19 protein-coding genes are annotated in these 21,275 nt (G+C 71.7%); 10 read left to right on the top strand and 9 right to left on the bottom strand.

From position 1 onward, the window contains the following. Positions 1–135: 135 nt before the first annotated feature. Complete coding sequence (locus ACZ4D5_RS07030; protein ID WP_467771281.1) at positions 136–819, top strand: maleylpyruvate isomerase family mycothiol-dependent enzyme; 684 nt, start codon at positions 136–138, stop codon at positions 817–819. A 10-nt stretch (positions 820–829) separates the two neighbouring features. Next, entirely contained in the window at positions 830–1,486 is a 657-nt protein-coding gene (locus tag ACZ4D5_RS07025; RefSeq protein ID WP_467771280.1) for an MBL fold metallo-hydrolase, read from the top strand. Between the two features lie 22 nt (positions 1,487–1,508). Here the strand turns inward: ACZ4D5_RS07025 and aroQ are convergent, their stop codons facing one another. Beyond that, positions 1,509–1,973 (bottom strand): type II 3-dehydroquinate dehydratase, encoded by a 465-nt coding sequence (gene aroQ, locus ACZ4D5_RS07020; RefSeq protein WP_467771279.1) that lies wholly within the window; start codon positions 1,971–1,973, stop codon positions 1,509–1,511. A gap of 108 nt (positions 1,974–2,081) precedes the next feature. Here aroQ and ACZ4D5_RS07015 point away from each other — a divergent pair, with 108 nt between their 5' ends. Both ACZ4D5_RS07015 and ACZ4D5_RS07010 read left to right on the top strand, forming a co-directional pair. Next, a complete protein-coding gene (locus ACZ4D5_RS07015) occupies positions 2,082–3,131 on the top strand; it encodes a S66 family peptidase (RefSeq protein ID WP_467771278.1) in 1,050 nt (349 codons plus the stop codon). A gap of 150 nt (positions 3,132–3,281) precedes the next feature. Continuing rightward, entirely contained in the window at positions 3,282–4,550 is a 1,269-nt protein-coding gene (locus ACZ4D5_RS07010; protein ID WP_467771504.1) for an MFS transporter, read from the top strand. 64 nt (positions 4,551–4,614) lie between these two features. On the opposite strand, the gene ACZ4D5_RS07005 is transcribed toward ACZ4D5_RS07010, so the two are convergent. The 6 genes from ACZ4D5_RS07005 to ACZ4D5_RS06980 form a co-directional block, all read right to left on the bottom strand. Further along, entirely contained in the window at positions 4,615–5,715 is a 1,101-nt protein-coding gene (locus tag ACZ4D5_RS07005) for a calcium:cation antiporter (RefSeq protein WP_467771277.1), read from the bottom strand. 52 nt (positions 5,716–5,767) lie between these two features. Next, a complete protein-coding gene (locus ACZ4D5_RS07000) occupies positions 5,768–6,769 on the bottom strand; it encodes a TerC/Alx family metal homeostasis membrane protein (RefSeq protein ID WP_467771276.1) in 1,002 nt (333 codons plus the stop codon). A gap of 252 nt (positions 6,770–7,021) precedes the next feature. Then, complete coding sequence (locus tag ACZ4D5_RS06995) at positions 7,022–8,935, bottom strand: TerD family protein (RefSeq protein ID WP_467771275.1); 1,914 nt, start codon at positions 8,933–8,935, stop codon at positions 7,022–7,024. A gap of 34 nt (positions 8,936–8,969) precedes the next feature. Continuing rightward, on the bottom strand, positions 8,970–9,548 hold the full coding sequence (locus ACZ4D5_RS06990) for a TerD family protein (RefSeq protein ID WP_467771274.1): 579 nt from the start codon (positions 9,546–9,548) through the stop codon (positions 8,970–8,972). Positions 9,549–9,703: 155 nt separating this feature from the next. Then, positions 9,704–11,866 (bottom strand): excinuclease ABC subunit UvrB, encoded by a 2,163-nt coding sequence (uvrB, locus tag ACZ4D5_RS06985; RefSeq protein ID WP_467771273.1) that lies wholly within the window; start codon positions 11,864–11,866, stop codon positions 9,704–9,706. A 62-nt stretch (positions 11,867–11,928) separates the two neighbouring features. After that, positions 11,929–12,807, bottom strand: a complete 879-nt coding sequence (locus ACZ4D5_RS06980; protein ID WP_467771272.1) for an MHYT domain-containing protein — start codon at positions 12,805–12,807, stop codon at positions 11,929–11,931. A 275-nt stretch (positions 12,808–13,082) separates the two neighbouring features. Between ACZ4D5_RS06980 and ACZ4D5_RS06975 the strand changes: the two genes are divergently transcribed. The 3 genes from ACZ4D5_RS06975 to ACZ4D5_RS06965 all read left to right on the top strand — a co-directional run bounded on the left by ACZ4D5_RS06975 (position 13,083) and on the right by ACZ4D5_RS06965 (position 15,967). Beyond that, a complete protein-coding gene (locus ACZ4D5_RS06975; RefSeq protein WP_467771271.1) occupies positions 13,083–13,991 on the top strand; it encodes a glycerophosphodiester phosphodiesterase in 909 nt (302 codons plus the stop codon). A 53-nt stretch (positions 13,992–14,044) separates the two neighbouring features. After that, entirely contained in the window at positions 14,045–14,632 is a 588-nt protein-coding gene (locus tag ACZ4D5_RS06970) for a methylated-DNA--[protein]-cysteine S-methyltransferase (RefSeq protein ID WP_467771270.1), read from the top strand. A 72-nt stretch (positions 14,633–14,704) separates the two neighbouring features. Beyond that, positions 14,705–15,967 (top strand): MFS transporter, encoded by a 1,263-nt coding sequence (locus ACZ4D5_RS06965; RefSeq protein WP_467771269.1) that lies wholly within the window; start codon positions 14,705–14,707, stop codon positions 15,965–15,967. Between the two features lie 64 nt (positions 15,968–16,031). Here the strand turns inward: ACZ4D5_RS06965 and ACZ4D5_RS06960 are convergent, their stop codons facing one another. Beyond that, positions 16,032–16,397: a cupin domain-containing protein gene (locus tag ACZ4D5_RS06960; protein ID WP_362335293.1), complete on the bottom strand. Its 366-nt coding sequence runs from the start codon at positions 16,395–16,397 to the stop codon at positions 16,032–16,034. Positions 16,398–16,507: 110 nt separating this feature from the next. Here ACZ4D5_RS06960 and ACZ4D5_RS06955 point away from each other — a divergent pair, with 110 nt between their 5' ends. Together ACZ4D5_RS06955 and ACZ4D5_RS06950 are read left to right on the top strand one after the other, a co-directional pair. Beyond that, complete coding sequence (locus ACZ4D5_RS06955; protein WP_467771268.1) at positions 16,508–17,413, top strand: pseudouridine-5'-phosphate glycosidase; 906 nt, start codon at positions 16,508–16,510, stop codon at positions 17,411–17,413. A 446-nt stretch (positions 17,414–17,859) separates the two neighbouring features. Beyond that, the gene (locus ACZ4D5_RS06950; RefSeq protein ID WP_467771267.1) at positions 17,860–18,789 is read left to right on the top strand and encodes a carbohydrate kinase family protein; all 930 of its coding nucleotides are present in this window, start codon (positions 17,860–17,862) and stop codon (positions 18,787–18,789) included. Positions 18,790–19,088: 299 nt separating this feature from the next. Here the strand turns inward: ACZ4D5_RS06950 and ACZ4D5_RS06945 are convergent, their stop codons facing one another. Beyond that, a complete protein-coding gene (locus ACZ4D5_RS06945; RefSeq protein ID WP_467771266.1) occupies positions 19,089–19,937 on the bottom strand; it encodes a methyltransferase domain-containing protein in 849 nt (282 codons plus the stop codon). Positions 19,938–20,084: 147 nt separating this feature from the next. On the opposite strand from ACZ4D5_RS06945, the gene corA reads away from it, so the two are divergent. Continuing rightward, the gene (gene corA / locus ACZ4D5_RS06940; protein WP_467771265.1) at positions 20,085–21,230 is read left to right on the top strand and encodes a magnesium/cobalt transporter CorA; all 1,146 of its coding nucleotides are present in this window, start codon (positions 20,085–20,087) and stop codon (positions 21,228–21,230) included. Positions 21,231–21,275: the final 45 nt, after the last annotated feature.

The following is a 21,275-nucleotide window of genomic DNA, read 5'->3' as shown; positions in this document are numbered from 1 at the left end:
TGGTTCCACGTACACAACAAGCCCGGACCATCAAGAATGCCCGACGCCGCCGTCGACCATATAGCACGTGCATTCGATTTGCGGGGCTGCCCCGACGCCTTCACCCGAACGTGTGGCGCGGCTATCGTCGACCGCATGATTGATCATGTGCGCGACCTGGCGTCTGTACGTGACGCGACCGACCGGCTGCTCACCGCAGCCACGAAACTGAACAACGATTCGATCGCCGAACCGTCACGGCTTCCGGGCTGGACCCGCGGCCACGTCCTCGCCCACCTCGCGCGGAACGCGGACGCCTTGGTGAACGTTCTCGCCGGGCGGCCGATGTACCCCAGCGCCGAGGCACGGGACGCGGACATCGAGCGGGACGCCCCGCGCCCGCTGGCCGCCCAGCTCGACGACGTACGCGAGAGCATGGCCCGCTTCGAGGCGCAGGCCGCCGTCCCCGCCGACTGGTCCCGCACGATCGAGATGCGCAACGGAGTCACCGACTCCGCGTCGCGCGTCCCGTTCCGGCGGTGGGTCGAAGTGGACCTGCACCACGTCGATCTCGGCATCGGGTACGAGCTGGAGGACCTCCCCGAGGAGTTCGTGCAGCGCGAGATCGCGTTCCTCGCGGCGCGCTTCACTGGCAACGCCGGCGTCCCGCCCACCCGGATCACGGACGGCACGCACGCGTGGAGCACGGGCCGCGAGGGCGAGCCGGAGGTCACCGTCTCCGGGGCCGCGCCCGATCTGGTCGGCTGGCTCGCGGGGCGGCGCGACGGCTCCGCGCTGACGGCCGAAGGGGGCCTCCTGCCCGCCCTGCCCCCGCTATAGGCTGGCGGACATGACGTACAGCGGAGCGGTGAAGGTCGGCGGACCTGCGGACGTGCACGAGCTGCGGGACCTGATGATTTCCAAGGTCGCCGTCGGACCGATGGACAACAACGCCTACCTGCTGCGCTGCCGGGCCACCGGCGAGCAGCTGCTGATCGACGCGGCGAACGACGCCGAGACGCTCCTGACGCTGATCGGTGACGACGGCATCGCGTCCGTCGTCACCACGCATCAGCACGGCGACCACTGGCAGGCGCTCGCCGCCGTCGTCTCGGCGACCCGCGCGCGGACGTACGCGGGCCGGGCGGACGCCGAGGGCATCCCCGTGCCGACGGACGTCCTCGTCGACGACGGCGACACCGTGAAGGTCGGCCGCGTCGAGCTCACCGCCCGCCACCTGGTGGGCCACACCCCGGGCTCGATCGCGCTGGTCTACGACGACCCGCACGGCCACCCGCACGTGTTCACCGGGGACTGCCTCTTCCCGGGCGGCGTCGGCAACACATGGAAGGACCCGAAGGCCTTCGCGAGCCTGATCGACGACGTCGAGACGAAGATCTTCGGGACCCTGTCGGACGAGACGTGGGTCTACCCCGGCCACGGCAACGACACGACACTCGGCGCCGAGCGCCCCCACCTCGCCGAATGGCGCGCGCGGGGCTGGTGATCCGAAGGGGTGCGCGTACGCGTCAGGCGCGGGCGGCGACCAGAGCCGCCACCCGTTCCACCGCGAACGCGTACCCCTGCACGCCGCACCCCGCGATGACGCCGTCGGCGCGCTGCGAGACGTAGGAGTGGTGCCGGAAGGCCTCGCGCTGGTGGATGTTGGAGATGTGCACCTCCAACACCGGCATCCCGTCACAGGTGTTGAGCGCGTCCAGGATCGCGACGGACGTGTGGGAGTAGGCCGCGGGGTTGATGACGATGCCCACGTGGTGCTCGCGCGCCTCGTGGATCCAGTCGACCAACTCGCCCTCGTGGTTGCTCTGGCGCAGGTCCACGGTCCCGCCGTGCGCGGCCGCCGCCTTGGCGCACAGGGCCTCGACGTCGGCGAGGGTGTCCGTGCCGTAGATCTCCGGCTGACGGAGGCCGAGGAGATTCAGGTTCGGGCCGTTCAGGACCATGATCGGGGCGGTGGCGAGGCTGCGCGTCATACAGGGAGGTCTATCACGCCTCCCGCGCGCGGGAGCCATCGGAATCCGGGCGCCCCCCTGCGTCATAAGTCGTGTGCGCTCTCCGTAGGACCCGCCTACGCTCCCGCCATGAGCGTCGAACCCCTGTACCCGCCCAAGCCGTCGCCGGGCGACCGCGTCGCCGTACTCTCGCCCGGCAGTGGCCTGCCCGAGCTGTTCCCGCTCCCCTACGAGCTGGGCCTCGAACGGCTCCGCGAGAACTTCGGCCTCGAACCCGTCGAGTACCCGACGACCAGGAAGATGGGCGCGACACCGCGGGAACGCGCCGCCGACATCCACGCGGCGTTCGCCGACCCGACGATCAAGGCCGTCATCGCGAGCATCGGCGGCGACGACCAGATCACCGTACTCCCGCACCTGGACCGGGAGTTGATCCGCGCGAACCCGAAGCCGTTCATCGGCTTCAGCGACAACACCAACCTGCTCGCGTACCTCTGGCAGTCGGGCATCGTCGGCTACCACGGCGCGTCCGTGATGTGCGAGCTCGGCCGCCCCGGCGCGATGGCGCCCGCGACCGAGGAGTCGCTGCGCGCCGCGCTGTTCACCTCCGGGCCCTACGACCTGCGGCCCGTCGAGCGCAGCCGCGACATCGACCTGCCCTGGGACGACCCCACGACGCTCATCGCGGAGCCGCCGACCGAGCCGTGCGGGGGCTGGCGCTGGCACGGCCCCGAGCGGGTCGTGGAGGGCCGGTCCTGGGGCGGCAACCTGGAGATCCTGTCCTGGCTCCTGATGGCGGACCGCGAGATCGAGCGGGACCTCTCCGCGTACGACGGCTGCGTGCTGTTCCTGGAGACCTCCGAGGAACTGCCCAGCGCCGACGAGGTGTTCCGGACCCTGCGCAACATGGGCGAGCGCGGACTGCTGCACCGCTTCCCCGCCCTCCTGATGGCCCGCGCGAAGGCCTGGTCCTTCGACCGCCCCCAGGAGGCGGACGCGAAGGCCACGTACGCGCGCGAACAGCGTGAAGCCGTACTGCGGGCGCTCGACACGTACGCGCCCGGGACGACGGCGGTCTTCGACGTGGACTTCGGGCACACCGATCCCCAACTGGTCATCCCCTACGGCGGAACCGTGCGGGTCGACGGGCTGGAGCGGCGCGTCACCGTGACGTACTGAGACAGGGAAGTCACCTCTGCGTAACCGCCCGTCACTGTGGGTAGTTGACGCGGCATGCGCAAGTCCGATCCTCCGCACCAGACCGACCCTCCGGCGCAGGCCGACCCTTCGCACCGGACCGACCCCCCGCCCCCGACCGCCCCACCGTCACTGCCGCGCCTCGCGGCCGCCTCCCTGGCCGGGACCGCCATCGAGTTCTACGACTTCTTTGTCTACGGGACGGCGGCCGCGCTGGTCCTGGGGCCGCTGTTCTTCCCGACGTTCTCTCCGCTGGCGGGCACGCTCGCCGCCTTCGCGACCTTCGGAGTGGGCTTCGTGGCGCGGCCCCTCGGGTCGGTCGTCTTCGGGCACATCGGCGACCGGCGCGGACGGCGGCCCGTACTCATCGCGTCGCTGCTCCTGACCGGCCTCGCCACGGTCGCCGTCGGCTGTGTGCCGACGTACGAAACGATCGGGATCGCCGCTCCCCTGCTGCTCGTCGCGCTGCGCTTCCTGCAGGGGTTCGGGCTCGGCGGCGAGTGGGGCGGTGCCGTGCTGCTGACCGCGGAGCACGCGCCGGCCGAGCGGCGCGCACTGTGGGCGAGCTTTCCGCAGATCGGGCCCGCGGTCGGCTTCCTGCTGGCCAACGGCACCATGCTGGCCCTCTCCGCGCTGCTCACCGACGCGCAGTTCGCGGCCTGGGGGTGGCGCGTGCCGTTCTGGGCGGCGGGCGTCCTCGCGGTTGCCGGGCTGGCGCTGCGCACCTCGCTCGCGGAGAGCCCGGACTTCCTGCGCCTGCGCGAGCACGCGCGCGTGCCGCTCGCCGAAGTGGTCCGCGGGCACTGGCGGTTGGTGCTCCTGACGGCGGGCGCGCTCGCCGTCGGGTACGCGGTGTTCTACGCCGTGACGACGTGGTCCCTCGCCTACGGAGTGGAGCGGCTCGGGGTGAGTCGCACGGTGATGCTGGCCTGCGTCATGGCGGCCGTCGTCGTGAAGGGCGCCCTGACACCCCTGGCGGCCATGCTCGGCGACCGGTACGGGCGGCGGCCGCTGTGCCTGATCGGATGCACCGCGATCGCGCTGTGGATGTTCCCGATGATCGCCCTGCTCTCGACCGGGCAGCCGCTGCTGATGTTCTCCGGGTTCCTGGTGGCGATGCTCGCGTTCATCACGATGTTCTCCGTGATCGCCGCGTATCTGCCGGAGCTGTACGAGCCGCGGGTGCGCTGCACGGGCGCCGCGGTCGGCTACAACCTCGGCGGGGTGCTCGGAGGCGCGCTCACGCCGATCGTGGCGACGGCGGTGGCGCACGGGGACGGGACGCCGTGGGGCGTGGCCGCGTATCTGTCGGGCATCGCGCTGCTGAGCCTCGGGTGCTTCGCGCTGCTTCCGGAGACGCGGCCGGTCAGGGCCGTCGAACCGGTGGCGGCCACGGGGTGAACGAGAGGGCGTACGCCGGGCCTCAGGGCTGGACCGCGTACGCCTACGGATTGACCGCGTACGCCTACGGATTGACCGCCAGCTCCAGATAGGCCGCGAACAGCACCAGGTGGACGCCGCCCTGGAGCGGTGTGGCGCGTCCCGGCACGACCGTGAGCGTGCCGACGATCACCGTGAGGACGAGCAGCACCATGTGGGTCGAGCTCAGGCCGAGCACGAGCGGCCCGGACAGCCACACGGAGGCGACGGCCACGGCCGGGATGGTCAGGCCGATGCTGGCCATCGCGGAGCCGAGGGCGAGGTTCAGGCTGGTCTGCACGCGGTCGCGGCGTGCGGCGCGCACGGCCGCGATCGTCTCCGGCAGCAGCACGAGGAGCGCGATGATCACGCCGACCACGGCGTGCGGCAGGCCGGCGCTCTCCACGCCCGACTCGATCGTCGGGGAGACGCCCTTGGCGAGGCCGACCACGCCGATCAGCGCGAGCCCGAGCAGCCCGAGGCTGATCATCGCCTCCCGGGACGAGGGGCCCTCGGCGTGGCTGTCGGCGTCGATGACGTCGCCCTGCTTGGTGAGGGGCAGGAAGTAGTCGCGGTGCCTGACGGTCTGGGTCGTCACGAACAGGCCGTACAGGATGAGGGAGGCGACCGCCGCGAAGGTGAGCTGGGCCGTGGTGAACTCCGGGCCCGGCTTGGTGGTGGTGAACGTCGGCAGGACCAGGCAGAGCGTGGCCAGGGTGGCGACGGTCGCGAGGGCGGCGCCGGTGCCCTCGGGGTTGAAGACGGCGACGCGGTGGCGCAGGGAGCCCACCAGAAGGCTGACGCCGACGATGCCGTTGCAGGTGATCATCACGGCGGCGAAGACGGTGTCGCGGGCGAGCGTGGAACTCTTGTCGCCGCCGTCGGCCATCAGGGTGACGATCAGCGCCACCTCGATGATCGTCACCGCGACCGCGAGGACCAGCGAGCCGAAGGGCTCGCCGACGCGATGGGCGATCACCTCGGCGTGGTGGACGGCGGCGAGGACCGAGCCCGCGAGGACCAGCGTCACCAGGGCGACGACCGGGCCGGGCAGGCTCCGCCCCCAGGTGAGGGCGAGAAGTACCACCGCGAGGATCGGCACCACGGCCGTCCATTGCATGCCGAGCGCCCGGAGCCGAGTGACCATGACTCGATGCTGCCCCGGGCGCTTGGGTGTCGCTACTTGGTGCTTGGTGCCGTCAGGCCTCGACGCTGTCCTTCGAGGCGTCGCCGGCGGCCGCGGCCTCGGCCTCCTTCGCCGCCTGCTTCTTCGAGGCGATGAGGCTGGTGATCGTGGTGATCACCAGGACGCCGCAGATCACGGAGAGCGAGAACGGGATGGAGATCTCCGGGACGTTCACGCCGTTCTCGTGCAGGGCGTGCAGCACGAGCTTCACGCCGATGAAGCCGAGGATCACCGACAGGCCGTAGCTGAGGTGGACCAGCTTCTTGAGCAGCCCGCCGATCAGGAAGTACAGCTGCCGCAGACCCATGAGGGCGAAGGCGTTGGCGGTGAAGACGATGTACGGGTCCTGGGTGAGGCCGAAGATCGCGGGGATGGAGTCCATCGCGAAGAGCACGTCGGTGGTGCCGATGGCGAGCATGACGACCATGAGCGGGGTCATGATCTTCTTGCCGTTCCGCTGGACGAAGAGCTTCGTGCCCTCGTACCGGTCGGAGACGCCGAACTTCTTCTCGATGGACTTCAGGAGGCGGTTCTCCTCCCAGTCCTCTTCCTCCTCGTCGGCACGCGCCTCCTGGATGAGCTTCCAGGCGGTGTAGATCAGGAACGCGCCGAAGATGTAGAAGACCCAGGAGAAGTTGGCGATGACCGCGGCGCCGGCGGCGATGAAGATCGCTCGCAGGACCAGGGCGATCAGCACACCGAACAGCAGCACGCGCTGCTGGAGATGGGTCGGCACCGAGAACTTCGCCATGATCAGGATGAAGACGAAGAGGTTGTCGACGGAGAGCGACTTCTCGGTGATGAAGCCCGCGAAGAACTCGCCGGACGCCTGGCTCTCGCCCGCGATCAGCAGGCCGAGACCGAAGAGCGCCGCGAGGACGATCCAGACGACCGTCCAGATTCCGGCTTCCTTGATCGACACGTCATGGGGCTTGCGCCCGATGAAGAAGTCGACCGCGATCAGGGCACACAGACCGAGAACGGTCGTCACCCACAGGGTCATAGAAACGTCCACTGCGCCTCCGGCGTCGTACGGCTACTGATCAGCGTCGTCGCTGCCGGAGGTCTCTTCCACCCGAGGCGGTTCACCGCCGTGAGTCGGGCCGACGCCCCGGGACCGATGGCGGTCCGTATTGACGGGCACGTCGCAGCCGGGAGTACTCCCCTCCGCAGACAGAAGCGTACGCGAAACACCAAGGGTTGGTAAAGGCGATGGCAAACAAGACCCAAAAGGCCAGGTCAGAGACGTACAAAAGTCGCTTTGCCGTCAACGTCCGCCGTTGCGCCGTGCCGTGGCGACCTGGTCGAGGACCTGGCTCAGGATCCGGCTGCCCAGGGGGAAGGACGGCGGGTCGTACGTCCACGCGTGGCCGACCCAGGGGTCGGCGAGGTGGTCGTCGGGCACCGGCGTGAGGCGCAGGAGCGCGCGCCACAGGGGGTCGAGCAGCGGGCCGTACTCCGCGGCGTCCTCGCGGTCGGCGACCATCATGAGGTGGACGCCGACGGCCGGGCCCTCGTCCGCGAGGTAGCGCAGCTGGGTCACGGCGCGGTCGTCGAAGCCGTGCGGGAAGTCGTTGACGATCAGGAGCTGCTCGGCGGTGTCCAGGTCCGCGGGCAGCGCGTCGGCGGCGCCGCCGCGGACCGCCATCTGGACCAGGTCCACGCGCTGGGTGAGCTCGGCGAGGACCGCGGAGACGCCGGCCGCGCCGGTGGCAGGGGGCCCGGCGAGCACGCCGGCCGTCACGAGCGGCGCGAGGGAGGGCGCGGCGGAGCCCGCCGCGTCGATGACGTGCACCTGGAACTCGCCCGCCGGATAGACCGCGAGCAGCCGGGCCGCGTGCGCGACCGCGGTGTCCACGGCGATCCTGCGCAGCTCGGCGGAGTCCGTGAAGGAGTTGGTGAGGGCCTTGCCGCTGTCGATCCACAGGCCGCGCTCCAGGGGCAGCCTGACGAGCATCGGGATCCGCAGGTCGATGCGCTCGGGAAGGTGGAGGTCGCCGAGGCGGAGCGCCATCGGGATCTCCATGGGTGCGCGGTAGGCGTGCCAGACGGGGCTGCTCCACGCGGCGTACGCCGGGGGGAGGGCGGGCTCGACGACGTCGGCCTCGGCGGCGAGCTGGGCGAGGTCGCGGTCGAGGGCGGCCCTGGCCTGGCCGACGAGGTCGGCGTGCTTGGCGCGGGCGCGCTCGCGGGCGGCATCGCCCGTGCCGCCGATGCGGCTGCGCGGGTCGGACAGGACCTTGTCGAGCTCCTGCTCCATGCGGGAGTCGGCGAAGTCGACGGCGCTTCGGTACGCCGCTGTGGTGCGGGCCAGGTCCTCGAACATGCCCCACACCTGGTTGTAGAGCCGCTCCTCCATGGACCAGCCGGTGGCGTCGCCCGCGACGGGCTGCGCGGGCTCCCCCGGGCGGGCCGGTGGCGCGGTCGGCGGGGGCGGCGGGGGCGCGGTGGTCTGCCGTCCGGGGTGGGTGTAGTCGACGGGGCCGCCCGGGGTGGGGGCGTCGGCGTCGGCGGGCTGCTGCGGGGGCGCGGCGGGCCGGCCCTGCGGCGGGGTGGGCCCGCCCTGGGACGCGGTGCGCACGCGGGCGTCGTCCGAGGGGCGGGCCGGTGGGGTGGCCACGGAGCGGGCCAGGCCCCGCGCCACCGCGTCGTCGATCGCGCCCGCGAGATCGCGGGCCTGGGGCAGCCCCTGGTCGGTGAGCATCTCGGCGAGGCCGCCCGCGTATCCCTGGCCGACGGCGCGGACCTTCCACGCGCCCTGGCGGCGGTAGAGCTCCAGGGCGACGACGGCGGACTCGGCGTCCAGGTCGGTGATGGTGTAGCTGGCGACCTCGGCGCCGTCGAGTCCGGTGACCGCGACGAAGGGGGCCGCGAGGGCGCGGAAGCTGACCGGGCCTCCGACGCCGACGGGCAGCGCCAGCAGGACGTTGACCCGGTGGACGGTGTCCGGCAGGGCGTCGAGGTCCACGGCGAGCCGGTGGTCGGCGGCCGCCTGCTGGGACACCTCGAGGCCCGGGAGGGTGGGCGAGCCGGGGTGGGCCACCCACTCCACGCCGCGGACCCTGCCCTGGTCGTCGCCGAGCGTGGCACCCGCCACGATCGGCTTGCCGGCCGAGACTCGGATCTCCAGGCGGGTTCCGGGAAGCGGGTGGTTCTGCCCCCGCACCAGCTCGGCCGTCATTGCCTTCGTTCCCCCTCGTACGTACGGACGGTGCCTACAGGTGCGGCAGGATCGCCGGCATCAGGTCCTGGAAGGTGCGGCCGTTGGCGGGGTTGCCGATGGCCGTCATCTGCCAGCCCGCGCCCGCGCGGTGGACCTTCGCCATGATCTGCGCGGTGTACTGACCGCCGCCGTCGAGGGTGTAGCGGGCGAGCTCCTGGCCGTTGGTCTCGTCGACCAGGCGGCAGAAGGCGTTCTGCACCTCCTGGAAGGTCTGGCCGGTGAAGGAGTTCACCGTGAAGACGATCTGGTCGATGTGGACGGGGACCCGCTGCAGGTCGACGAGGATGGCCTCGTCGTCCCCGCCCTGGCCGACGCCGCCGACGAGGTTGTCGCCGGTGTGCCGCACCGAGCCGTCGTCGCTGACCAGGTGACGGAAGAACACGACGTCCACCGGCTGCTTGTCGGCGAACAGGACCGCCGAGGCATCCAGGTCGACCTCGCGGGTGCGCGAGCCGAACAGGCCGCGGCGCGGGGCCGCCTGCCATCCGAGTCCCATGCGCACCGCGGACAGGGCGCCCCCGTCGTCCTTCTGCAGGCTGATGGCCTGACCCTTGGTCATGTTGACCGTCACGCGCTGTCCCCTCTCGAACTGCCTGGGCAACCGCCTCTTGCGGTTGCCCAGCACCCTATGCAGTGCGACCTGGGCGCTCGTACTCCGGGCCGTACTTTGTGGCGGTCTTGCAACAGACCGCCCAGTACGCCGTTTCCCCCGTCCCTGGGGTGCTTCTAGGCCTGGCCCGCCTCCCTCATCTGCCGCAGTTCCTTCTTCATCTCCGACACCTCGTCACGCAGCCGGGCGGCGATCTCGAACTGCAGGTCGGCGGCGGCCGCGCGCATGCGCTCGGTCATCTCCTCGATCTGCTCGGCCAGTTCGGCGGCGGGGCGGTCGGTCGGGACGGTCTCCGCGCCCTTCTTGCCCTTGGCCTTGGACTTCGCGGACGCGGTCGCCTTGCCCGCCTTGGCCGCGTCGCCGCCGAGGGAGGGCACCGGGGCCTTGGCGCCCTTGCCCGCCTTCGGCTTGCGGTAGTCGGAGCCGAGGAGCTGCTCGGTGTCGACCTCTTCGCGGGCGATCTGCGACACGATGTCGTTGATCTTCTTGCGGAGGGGCTGCGGGTCGATGCCCTTCTCCTTGTTGTACGCGATCTGCTTCTCCCGGCGGCGGTTGGTCTCCTCGATGGCCTTCTCCATCGCCGGGGTGATCTTGTCGGCGTACATGTGGACCTGGCCGGAGACGTTGCGCGCGGCGCGGCCGATGGTCTGGATCAGGGAGGTCCCCGAGCGCAGGAAGCCCTCCTTGTCGGCGTCCAGGATCGCCACGAGGGAGACCTCGGGCAGGTCGAGGCCCTCACGGAGGAGGTTGATGCCGACCAGGACGTCGAACTCGCCGGCCCGCAGTTCGCGCAGGAGCTCGACGCGGCGCAGGGTGTCGACGTCGCTGTGCAGATAGCGGACCTGGATGCCCAGTTCGAGGAAGTAGTCCGTGAGGTCCTCGGCCATCTTCTTGGTGAGCGTGGTGACCAGGACGCGCTCGTCCTTCTCGGTGCGCGTACGGATCTCGTGCACCAGGTCGTCGATCTGGCCCTCGGTGGGCTTGACGACGACCTCGGGGTCGACGAGTCCGGTGGGGCGGATGATCTGCTCGACGAAGCCGTCGCCGCGCGAGAGTTCGTACTTCCCCGGGGTCGCCGAGAGGTAGACCGTCTGTCCGATGCGGCCGAGGAACTCCTCCCACTTCAGGGGGCGGTTGTCCAGGGCGGAGGGCAGCCGGAAGCCGTGGTCGACGAGGGTGCGCTTGCGGGACGCGTCGCCCTCGTACATCGCGCCGATCTGGGGGACCGTGACGTGCGACTCGTCGAGGACCAGGAGGAAGTCGTCGGGGAAGTAGTCGATGAGGGTGTTCGGCGCGGAGCCGGGCTCGCGGCCGTCGAAGTGCATCGAGTAGTTCTCGACGCCGGAGCAGGAGCCGATCTGGCGGAGCATCTCCAGGTCGTACGTGGTGCGCATGCGCAGGCGCTGGGCCTCCAGCATCTTGCCCTGCTTCTCCAGCTCCGCGAGGCGCTCGGCGAGCTCCTTCTCGATGCCGTTGACCGCCTTCTCCATGCGCTCGGGACCCGCCACGTAGTGCGAGGCGGGGAAGACGTAGAGGTGGTCGTCGTCGCTGATGACCTCGCCGGTGAGCGGGTGGAGGGTGGAGAGCGCCTCGATCTCGTCGCCGAACATCTCGATGCGGACGGCCAGTTCCTCGTAGACCGGGAAGATCTCGATGGTGTCGCCGCGCACCCGGAAGGTGCCGCGGGTGAACGCGAGGTCGTTGCGCGTGTACTGGATGTCGACGAAGCGGCGCAGGAGCTGGTCGCGGTCGATCTCGTCGCCGACCTTGAGGGGGACCATCCGGTCCACGTACTCCTGCGGGGTGCCGAGGCCGTAGATGCAGGAGACGGAGGCGACCACGACCACGTCACGGCGGGTGAGCAGCGAGTTCGTGGCGGAGTGACGCAGGCGCTCGACCTCCTCGTTGATCGAGGAGTCCTTTTCGATGTAGGTGTCCGACTGCGGGACGTACGCCTCGGGCTGGTAGTAGTCGTAGTACGAGACGAAGTACTCGACGGCGTTGTTGGGCAGGAGCTCGCGGAATTCGTTCGCCAGCTGGGCGGCCAGTGTCTTGTTCGGCGCCATCACGAGCGTGGGGCGCTGGAGCTTCTCGATCATCCACGCGGTGGTGGCCGACTTGCCGGTGCCGGTCGCGCCGAGGAGGACGACATCCTTCTCACCTGCGCGGATGCGCCGCTCCAGCTCGGCGATGGCCGCCGGCTGGTCGCCGCTGGGCTGGTACGGGCTGACGACCTCGAAGGGCGCCACCGTGCGTTCGATCTTGGATACGGGCCGCATGGGATCCACCGTACGACCCCGCACTGACAACCGGGCCCGATCGCCCGCTCAGCGGTGTCCCGTCACCAGTTCTGCGGGGTGCGGGAGCCGGGGCGGGTGCGGTTGCGGGTCCGGCGGCGGGGCCCGGGCACGTGCCGGTCGCCCGAGCGCGGGACGGGGTAGGGCTGCCGGGGGCGGCCGCCGTTCGCGTGGCTCCTGGTGTCGGCCTGGCCGCCCATCACCATCAGCGGGTCGAACATCACGATCACGCCCGCGAGGAGGAGGAAGGCGAGCGGCCCGATCATCATGGGCGCGAGGATCTCGGCGGGCGAGTCGCCGGGCGGCGCGACGCCCGAGCCGTGCAGATGGACGCTGAGCCCCGCCATGCCCATGTAGTGCATGCCGCTCACCGCCAGGCCCATCACGAGGCTCGCGCCCAGACTCCACAGGGGCCCCTTGACCTGCCCCGCCGCCCAGAGCGCGGCGGTCGCGGCGCACATGGCGATCACCACGGACGCGGCGACGGTCAGGGTGTTGTACTCCAGCGTCCCGCGAAGGCGCATACCGGCCATTCCCAGGTAGTGCATCGTGGCGACGCCGAGGCCCGTGATGGTTCCGCCGGTGAAGAGCGCGGTGCCCGTCGCGCCGCGGTAGCCGACGATGAAGATGCCGATGCCGACCATGACGATGGCGACGGCCAGGCTCGCGAAGGTCAGCGCCTTGTCGTAGTGGATCGGGGCCTCCTCGACGGTGAAGCCCATCATCGCCACGAAGTGCATGGTCCAGATCCCGGACCCGATCGCGGCCGAACCGAGCGCCAGCCAGCCGGGCCGCCAGGAGTGCGCGACGAGCAGCGATCTGGTCGTGCAGCGCAGACCGAGCGCCCCTCCCAGACAGGCCATGAGATAGGCCACCACCGGTGTGACGACTCCGTAGCTGAACCCGTCGACCGTGCCCTGCATGCGCGGTAGCCCTTCCGCCTGTTGTGCCCAAATGCCCTGATAACGCCCGATACACCCCCCGTCGGCGGCCATCTGAAAGACCGTCGGCTGAGGCAGAGAGTAAAGCTCGCGCCGGAACGTACGAACGATTTTCCGGCAAAGAATCGCGTTACCCACGCGCGGGGTCCCAGAGTTTGTCGACTCCGTTCAACCTGTGGCCATCCTGCACCTGTCTCCCGTTGGCCGTGGACTGTCACTCTCGACCGGTCCGCGACCTCTCGACGCGAGGAGTACACGTGTACGCACGCGCTGCCGTCACCACTGCCGCCCTTCTCGGAGCCGGCGCACTCGTCCTCCCCACCGCCACCGCCACCGCGCAGACCCACTCGACCCGGACGCCCGCCGCGCAGAGCGACGTCCGGCACGACAGACCACTGGTCGTCGCCCACCGCGGCGCCTCGGCCTACGCTCCGGAGAACACCCTCGCGGCCATCGACAAGGCCCGTGACATGGGCTTCCGCTGGGTCGAGAACGACGTCCAGCGGACCAGGGACGGCGAGCTCGTGATCATGCACGACGACACCCTGAAGCGGACGACGAACGTCGAGGAGCTCTTCCCCGACCGCGCCCCGTGGAAGGTCGCGGACTTCACGGCGGCGGAGATCGCGAGGCTCGACGCGGGCAGCTGGTTCAGCCCGAAGTACGCGGGCGAGCGCGTGCCGACGCTGGAGCAGTACATGCGCCGGGTGTCGCACAACCACCAGAAGCTGGTCTTCGAGTTCAAGAAGCCCGAGCTGTACCCGGGCATCGAGAAGGAGGGTCTGCGGGTGCTCCGCAAGACGGGCTGGCTCGACAAGCACCACGTCAAGAGCAAGCTCGTCATCCAGAGCTTCAGCGCGGACAGTGTGAAGACGGTGCACAAGCTGCGGCCCGACGTGAAGACGGGCTTCCTCGGCACGCCCGCGGTGGCCGACCTGCCCGCGTACGCGAAGTTCGCCGACCAGATCAACTCCACGCACACGTCCATCTCGGCCGACTACGTCTCCGCGATCCACGCGCTCAAGGGCCCGCACGGCAAGCCCCTGGAGATCTTCACGTGGACCGTCAACGACGCCCCGAACGCGGTGCGCGTCGCGGGCTTCGGCGTGGACGGGATCATCACCAACAAGCCTGACGTCGTCCGCGAGGCTCTGGGCGAGGACTGAGGGCCGGCGGCTGCCGCGCCGCGTTGTCAGTGGGCCGCCGTACGGTGGTCGGCATGAACGCGAATGCGCAGGAGCATGAGCAGGAGCCGCGTCAGCGGGAGCGGGAGCAGCGGCGGGTCGTGTGGGCCGTCGTCGGCAGCGACATCGGCCCGCTGCTGCTCGCCGCGACCGACGAGGGCCTGGTCACCGTGGCCTTCCACGCCACGGACGCGGTGCGCGACAAGACCTTGGAGCGGCTCGGCTCCCGCCTGGGCGCCGAGCCGCTCCACGCGCCGGATTCACCTCTGCTCGCCGAGGCGATACGCCAGCTCGCGGAGTACTTCGCCGGTGAGCGCCGCGACTTCGAGCTGCCGCTGGACTGGTCGCTCATCTCCGGCTTCAACCGCCAGGTGCTGCGCGAGCTCGCCTCCGGCGTGCCGTACGGCGCCGTCGTGGGGTACGGCGACCTGGCAGGCCGCGTCGGCCAGCCCCGCGCGGCCCAGGCCGTGGGCATCGCCATGGGCGCCAACCCCCTGCCGGTCGTGGTGCCGTGCCACCGCGTGGTGGAGAGCGACGGGGGCATCGGCGGCTTCGGGGGCGGTCTGGAGACCAAGCGGCAGCTGCTCGCGCTGGAGGGAGTGCTTCCGCAGCCGCTGTTCTGACGCCTCCGGACGTGGTCGTTGCCCGGCTCCCGCGTGGTTTCGTGCGCACGGGCGCCCTGGCACACTGCGTCAGTGACTTCGACCCTCGACGCTCCTGACATACCCGCGCCGGAGGCGCTGCCCGCACTGCGCCGCCGTACGAACGCGGTATTGATCGCCGGTCAGATACTGGGCGGGCTCGGGGTGCCGGTCGGCATCACCCTGGCGCCCGTCCTCGCGACCGACGTGAGCGGCACGGAGGCGGTGTCCGGCCTCGCGCCGACGGCCTCCGCGGCCGGCACGGCCCTGCTCTCGCTGCCGCTCGCCGCGCTGATGAACGCGCGCGGACGGCGTGCCGGGCTCGTCCTCGCGTATCTGATCGGCGCGTTGGGCGCGGGCGTCGTGGTGCTCGCCTCGGTCGTCGGGAGCTTCGCGCTGCTGCTGCTCGGCATGGCGGCGTTCGGCGCGGGCTCGCTGGCCACGCTGCAGGCGCGGTTCGCCGCGGCCGACCTCGCCGAGCCCGACCGGCGCGGCCGCTCCATCTCCCTCATCATCTGGGCCACCACGATCGGCTCGGTCCTCGGGCCGAACATCGCCGCGCCCACGAGCCGCGTCTTCGCCGACACCGCGATCTCGAAGGAGGCGGGCCCCTTCCTCTTCGCCGGCGGGATCTTCGCGGTCGCCGCGCTGGTGGTGGCGGTGCTGCTGCGGCCCGACCCGCTGCTCACCGCCCGCGCCCTGGACCCGGAACAGGACGCGGCGCCGCGGGGCAGCTCCCTGAAGGCCGGGATCGCCGCGGTGGCCGCGTCCCCGATGGCCCGCCTCGCGCTGGTGACGGTGGCCGCCTCGCACACGGTGATGGTCTCGATCATGGTGATGACCCCGGTCGACCTGGGGCACCACGGAGCGAGCCTGGAGCTGGTCGGCCTGGTCATCAGCGGGCACATCGCGGGCATGTACGCGTTCTCGCCGGTCATGGGCTGGCTCGCCGACCGGTTCGGCAGACTCTCCGTGATCGGCCTCGCGGTCGGGCTGCTGAGCTGTGCCGCGCTGCTCGCCGGCACGGCCGGGCCGAGCCACGGCCGGACCGCGGCCGGTCTCTTCCTGCTCGGGCTCGGCTGGTCCGCGGGGCTCGTCTCCGGGTCCGCGCTGCTCACCGACTCGGTGCCGCAGCAGGCCCGGGCCGCCGTGCAGGGTCTGTCGGACCTGACGATGAACGCGGCGGCGGGCATCGGCGGCGCGGCCGCGGGTCTGATCGTCGCGAAGGCGAGCTACGGCTGGCTCAACCTCGTCGGCGCCTGTGTACTGCTGCCGATGGCCGCGCTCGCCGTCCGCAGGGCGGTCAGGAAGGCGTGACTCCCCCGCGGCCTGCGGGAGTTGGCCGGGCTCGGCCGCGCGGTGAGCGAGGCGTTCCCCGCGGTCAGGGAAGCGTGATGTGGTACGCCTTGCGCAGCGTCTCGTGCACGGTCCACGTGGTGCGGTCGCCCTCGCGCAGCACGGCCGCGTCGCCGGGGCCGATCTCCAGGGTGTCGCCGCCCTCGACCTCGACGGTGGCGCGGCCGCTGACGACCACGAAGAGTTCGTTGGCCTCGGTGTCGGTGACCACGCCCGGCGTGATCTGCCAGATGCCGCGCAGTTGCTTGCCGTCGGCGGACTCCCACAGCACCTTGCCGGTCACCACCGGGTCGCCGGAGACGATCTGCTCCGGGTCCAGCGGCTCGACCTCCAGCTCGACGTCGGGAATGTGCACGGCAAAAGACGCAACAGCCTGATCATTCGTGGTCATGGCCGGTCACCCTAGCCGGGGTTCGCGGTCGGCATCGGTCGGGGTCGGGTTTGGCGGGGCGCCCGGCCCGCCAGGGATGAGGGGAGACCCGACAGGCAGGAGGCAGGCCCGTGCTGGTGGTGTCCGACGAGGTGCAGACGGCTGTCGCGGAGCGGCGGCCCGTGGTGGCCCTGGAGTCCACGATCATCGCGCACGGGCTGCCGCGCCCGCGGCGTCTGCGGACGGCCGAGGAGCTCGAAGCGGTCGTACGTGACGAGGGCGCCGTCCCCGCGACGATCGCCGTCCTGGACGGGCGTCCCCATGTCGGCCTGGACAAGGAGCAGTTGGGTCGGGTCGCGCACGAGGACGGCATCCGCAAGCTGGGCCACCGCGATCTGCCGCTCGCCCTCGGGACGGGTGCGAGCGGGGCGACGACGGTCTCGGCGACGGCGCTGCTCGCCGCGCGCGCGGGTGTGCGGGTGTTCGCCACGGGCGGGCTCGGCGGGGTGCACCGGCAGTGGACGGTGGCACAGGACGAGTCGGCCGATCTGGGGCTGCTCGCCCGCACGAGGATCACGCTGGTGTGCGCGGGCGTGAAGTCGGTCCTGGACGTGGCGGCGACGCTGGAGCGCCTGGAGACGCTGGGCGTCGCGGTGGCGGGGTTCGGGACCGACCGCTTCCCCGGCTTCTATCTCGCCGACTCCGGACACCCCGTGGACTGGACGCTGCGCAGCCCCGGGGAGGTGGCGGAGGTGATGCGGGCGCAGGACGCGCTCGACGGGCCCGACTCGGCGCTGATCGTGGCGAATCCGGTGCCTCGGGACGAACAGCTGGATCCCGACCTCCACGCGCGCGTGCTCGCCGAGGCACTGGAGGCGTGCAAGGAGCGGGGCATCACGGGGCAGGCGATCACGCCGTTCCTCCTGGAGGAGTTGGTGCGCCGCACCGACGGCGCCTCCCTGGAGGCCAACCTCGCGGCGGTCCGCGGCAACACCCGCCTGGCGGGGCGCATCGCGGTGGCGTGGGCGGAGCGGTGATGGTGCGCGGCGGGGGCCCGGGCGGGGCGGGGAGCCTGCGGTTCAAGGGGGGGGCGGGAGGCGTGCGGTCCGAGGGCAGGACGGGAGGCATGCGGTCCGAGGGCAGGACGGGAAGCCAGCGGTCCCAGGGCGGTCCTGCGAGGGCCGACTCCGAAGGAGCGGGCCGGGGTGCGGAGACGGCGGACCGCGGCGCAGAGGCAACGGGCCGGGGCGCACAGGCGGAGGGCCGGGGTGCGGAGACGGCGGGCCAGGGCACAGGGGCAACGGACCGGGGTGCGGAGGTAGCAGACCGGGGCGTGCAGGCGGCGGGCCGGGGCGCAGAGGCAACGCGCCGCGGCGCGGAGGCAGCGAACCGGGGAGCAGAGGCAACGCGCCGGGGCGCGGAGGCGGCGGCTGTCGCCCCGCGCGGGACCGGCCACGCGCGGGGTGGCGGGCCTGATCCGTTCGTGGGCCCGCGGGGTGCGGGGGCGGCAAAGGGCGGGCTGCTGGTGGTCGGGGACGTCGTCACCGACATCGTCGCCCGGCACCGCACGGCTCTTCTCACCGGCACCGACACCGCGGCGGAGATCCGTACCGTGCCCGGCGGCGCGGGTGCCAACGTGGCGTGCTGGGCGGCGTACTGGGGCTGCTCGGACGTGGCTCTCCTGGGGCGGGTCGGTGCCGACGCGGCGGCCTGGCACGAGGACGCCCTCACGCGCGCGGGCGTGCGGCCCCGGCTCGTCGTCGACCCCGCCGAGCCGACGGGGACGGTGATCTGCCTGGTGGACGGGGCCGCCGCGGCCGAGCGGACGTTCCTCACGGACAACGGCGCCTCGCTGCGGCTCTCCCCCGCCGACTGGTCGCCCGAACTGCTCGACGGCGTGGCCCTGCTGCACCTGTCCGGTTACCTGTTCTTCGCCGAGCCGGGCCGCGCGGCGGCACGGACCGCTCTGGCCGCGGCACGCGCGCGTGGGGTGCCGGTGAGCGTGGATCCCGCGTCGGTGGGGTTCCTCGCGGAGTCGGGCGCCGAGCGGTTCCTCTCGGCGGTGGACGGGGTGGAGACGCTGCTGCCGAGCCGCGCCGAGGCGGAGCTGCTCACCGGGCTGCCCGATCCCGCGGACGCGGCGTCGAAGCTGAGCCGCCGCTTCCCCTCTGTGGTGGTCACGTCGGGCGCCGAGGGGGCGTGGGTGGCGCGGGGCGGCGAGGTGCTCGGCCGGGCCCCCGCACCACCCGCGCGTGTGCGGGACTCGACGGGCGCGGGCGACGCGTTCACCGGCGCGTTCCTCGCCGCGCGACTCGGCGGCGCGGGGCTCCGCGAGGCGGCGGGCGAGGGGTGTGGTGCGGGGGCGCGGGCCGTGGAACAGGTGGGAGGCAGGCCGCCGCCGATGGGGACGTAGCGGGAGGTGGCGACGCGGAGCACGGCGGGCGCCACCGCTCCCGGAGGCGGCGGGGAGTGCCGGAGCGGCGGTGCGGCCGGTTGGCGACGGCGGCAGTAGCCGCTGCCGCCGCCAGGAACGTGGCGACAACAACCGAAGCCGCCGCCAAGAACACGCAACAACAACCCGCAACAACAACCCCAGCCGCCACCAAGAACCCGGCAACAACAACCCCAGCCGCCGCCGAGAACCCGGCGACAACAACCGAAGCCGTCGCCAGGTGCCCGGCAGTGACGACTGCACCCCCACCCGGGGGTGCCCTACGCCTTCCTCCCCCACGTCGCGATCAACGGCGCCGTCGCCAGGTCCAAGGTGCCCGTCGCGACGTTCGCCAGGTGCTCGTCGATGTCCTCTGCCGTGGCCAGGCCCGCGGCCGTCAGTTCCGGGTGGAGCTGACGGAGTGTCGCGGTCTCCAGGGCGGCGCAGGCGGGCGAGGCGAGCGGGAAGTACGCGTCGGCCTCCACCTGGCGCAGGCCCGCCTCGCGCAGCAGCCCCGGCAGCCGGCGCCCGTACGCGGGATCGGCGCCGCGCTCCGCGAGCAGCGCGCGCACCCCGTGGCGCAGTCGGTTCGCCAACTCCTGTGCGGGGCCGTGCTCGTCGGGGCAGGCCAGCGGCTGCAGCGCCGGATCGGCCTCCTCGATCAGCAGCCTGCCGCCGGGCCGCAGCGCCCGCAGCATCGACGCCAAGGCCCGCTCCTGGTCCGGGACTTCGACCAGGACCAGGCGCGCGTGCACCAGGTCGAAGCCCTCGACCGGCGGCGCGTCGACGGCGACGTCGTGCTTCCGTACCTCCAGGGGCGAGCGCGCGGCCCGCGTCTGCCAGGACGTGTCGGTGTCGGTCGCGAGGACGCGGCCGGTGGGGCCGACCCGCTTGGCGAGCCAGGAGATCACGGAGGTGCCGCCCGCCCCGACCTCCCAGCAGCGCCAGCCGGGGCCGATGCCCAGGCGTTCGATGTGCCCGAAGGTCGTCGGGTCGAAGAGGGCGGCGAAGGCGTCGGAGCGCGACTGCGCCGCGGACGGCCCGTGGTCGGGGAGCCGGCGGTGGTCGGAGAGCTGTCCGGGATCGGAGTACTGCCGGGGGTCGAGGAGATGTCCGTCGATTCGCGTCATGCCGTGATCATCCCAGTTGTCCCGCTTGCTCCCGAGTAGCAGAACCGGATGTTCCGGGGCGGAATACTCCGTTCCCACAGCCCTCGGCGAAGTGTCGGAACGTACTGGCAGACTGGCACGCCAAGTCGTCGGTGCAAGGAGCCCCACATGTCGATGGCAGGCAATCTGCGGAAGGTCGGAAGCCTGGGCAAGGCCGGTGGCCTGCGCACGGTCGGCGGCCTGCGGAAGGTCGCACGGCTGCGCCACCGCGCCGGGCGCGTCGACCTGAGTCACCCCGCGCGCTCCCCGCTGGGCTCGTCGGTGGTGAACTGCGTGACCTACCGCGAGGGGGTGCGCCAGCCGTCCGCCCGCGATCTGGTCGAGGCGGTGGAGCGCGTCCGCAAGAACGGCGACGGCTTCGTCTGGCTGGGGCTGCACGAGCCGACGGAGGACGAGTTCGCGGGCATCGCCGACCTCTTCGACCTGCACCCCCTCGCCGTCGAGGACGCGGTGCACGCGCACCAGCGCCCCAAGGTCGAGCGGTACGACCAGACGCTGTTCGCCGTCTTCAAGACCGTCTGCTACGTGGAACACACCGAACTCACCGCGACCAGCGAGGTGGTGGACACCGGCGAGATCATGGTCTTCGTCGGCCGGGAGTTCGTCATCACCGTCCGGCACGGCAGGCACGGCTCGCTCGGCCCGCTGCGCGAGGCGCTGGAGGCGGCGCCCGAGCAGCTCGCCCAGGGCCCCGCCGCGGTGCTGCACGCCATCGCGGACCAGGTCGTGGACGACTACCTCGCGGCGACGGACGCGGTGCAGTCGGACATCGACCAGGTCGAGTCCGACGTCTTCGCCCGGGACGGCGAGCGGACCGACCCCGGCCGCATCTACCAGCTCAAGCGCGAACTGCTGGAACTGAAGCGGGCGGTGGTCCCGCTCGGCCGTCCGCTCCAGGTGCTCGCCACCCAGCCGATGCGGGTCATCGCCCCGGAGATACAGGCGTACTTCCGTGACGTCGACGACCACTTGAAGCGGGCCGCCGAACAGATCGCCGCCTTCGACGAGTTGCTGAACTCGATCCTCCAGGCGCACCTCGCCCAGGTGACGGTCGCGCAGAACGAGGACATGCGGAAGATCACCGCCTGGGCGGCGGTCATCGCGGTGCCGACGATGGTCTGTGGTATGTACGGCATGAACTTCGACCACATGCCCGAGCTGCACTGGCAGTTCGGCTACCCGCTGGTCATGTGCGTGATCGCGACGATCTGTTTCACGCTGTACCGCGGCTTCCGGCGGAACGGCTGGTTGTGAAAGGCGCACCCCGGGCATGCGCGCCGCCTCGGACATGCGCGCCGC

It is taken from the genome of Streptomyces sp. NPDC025651, from assembly GCF_055558735.1.
Note: the sequence above shows the minus strand (reverse complement) of the source record. Positions and strands in the feature narration are given on the sequence as shown.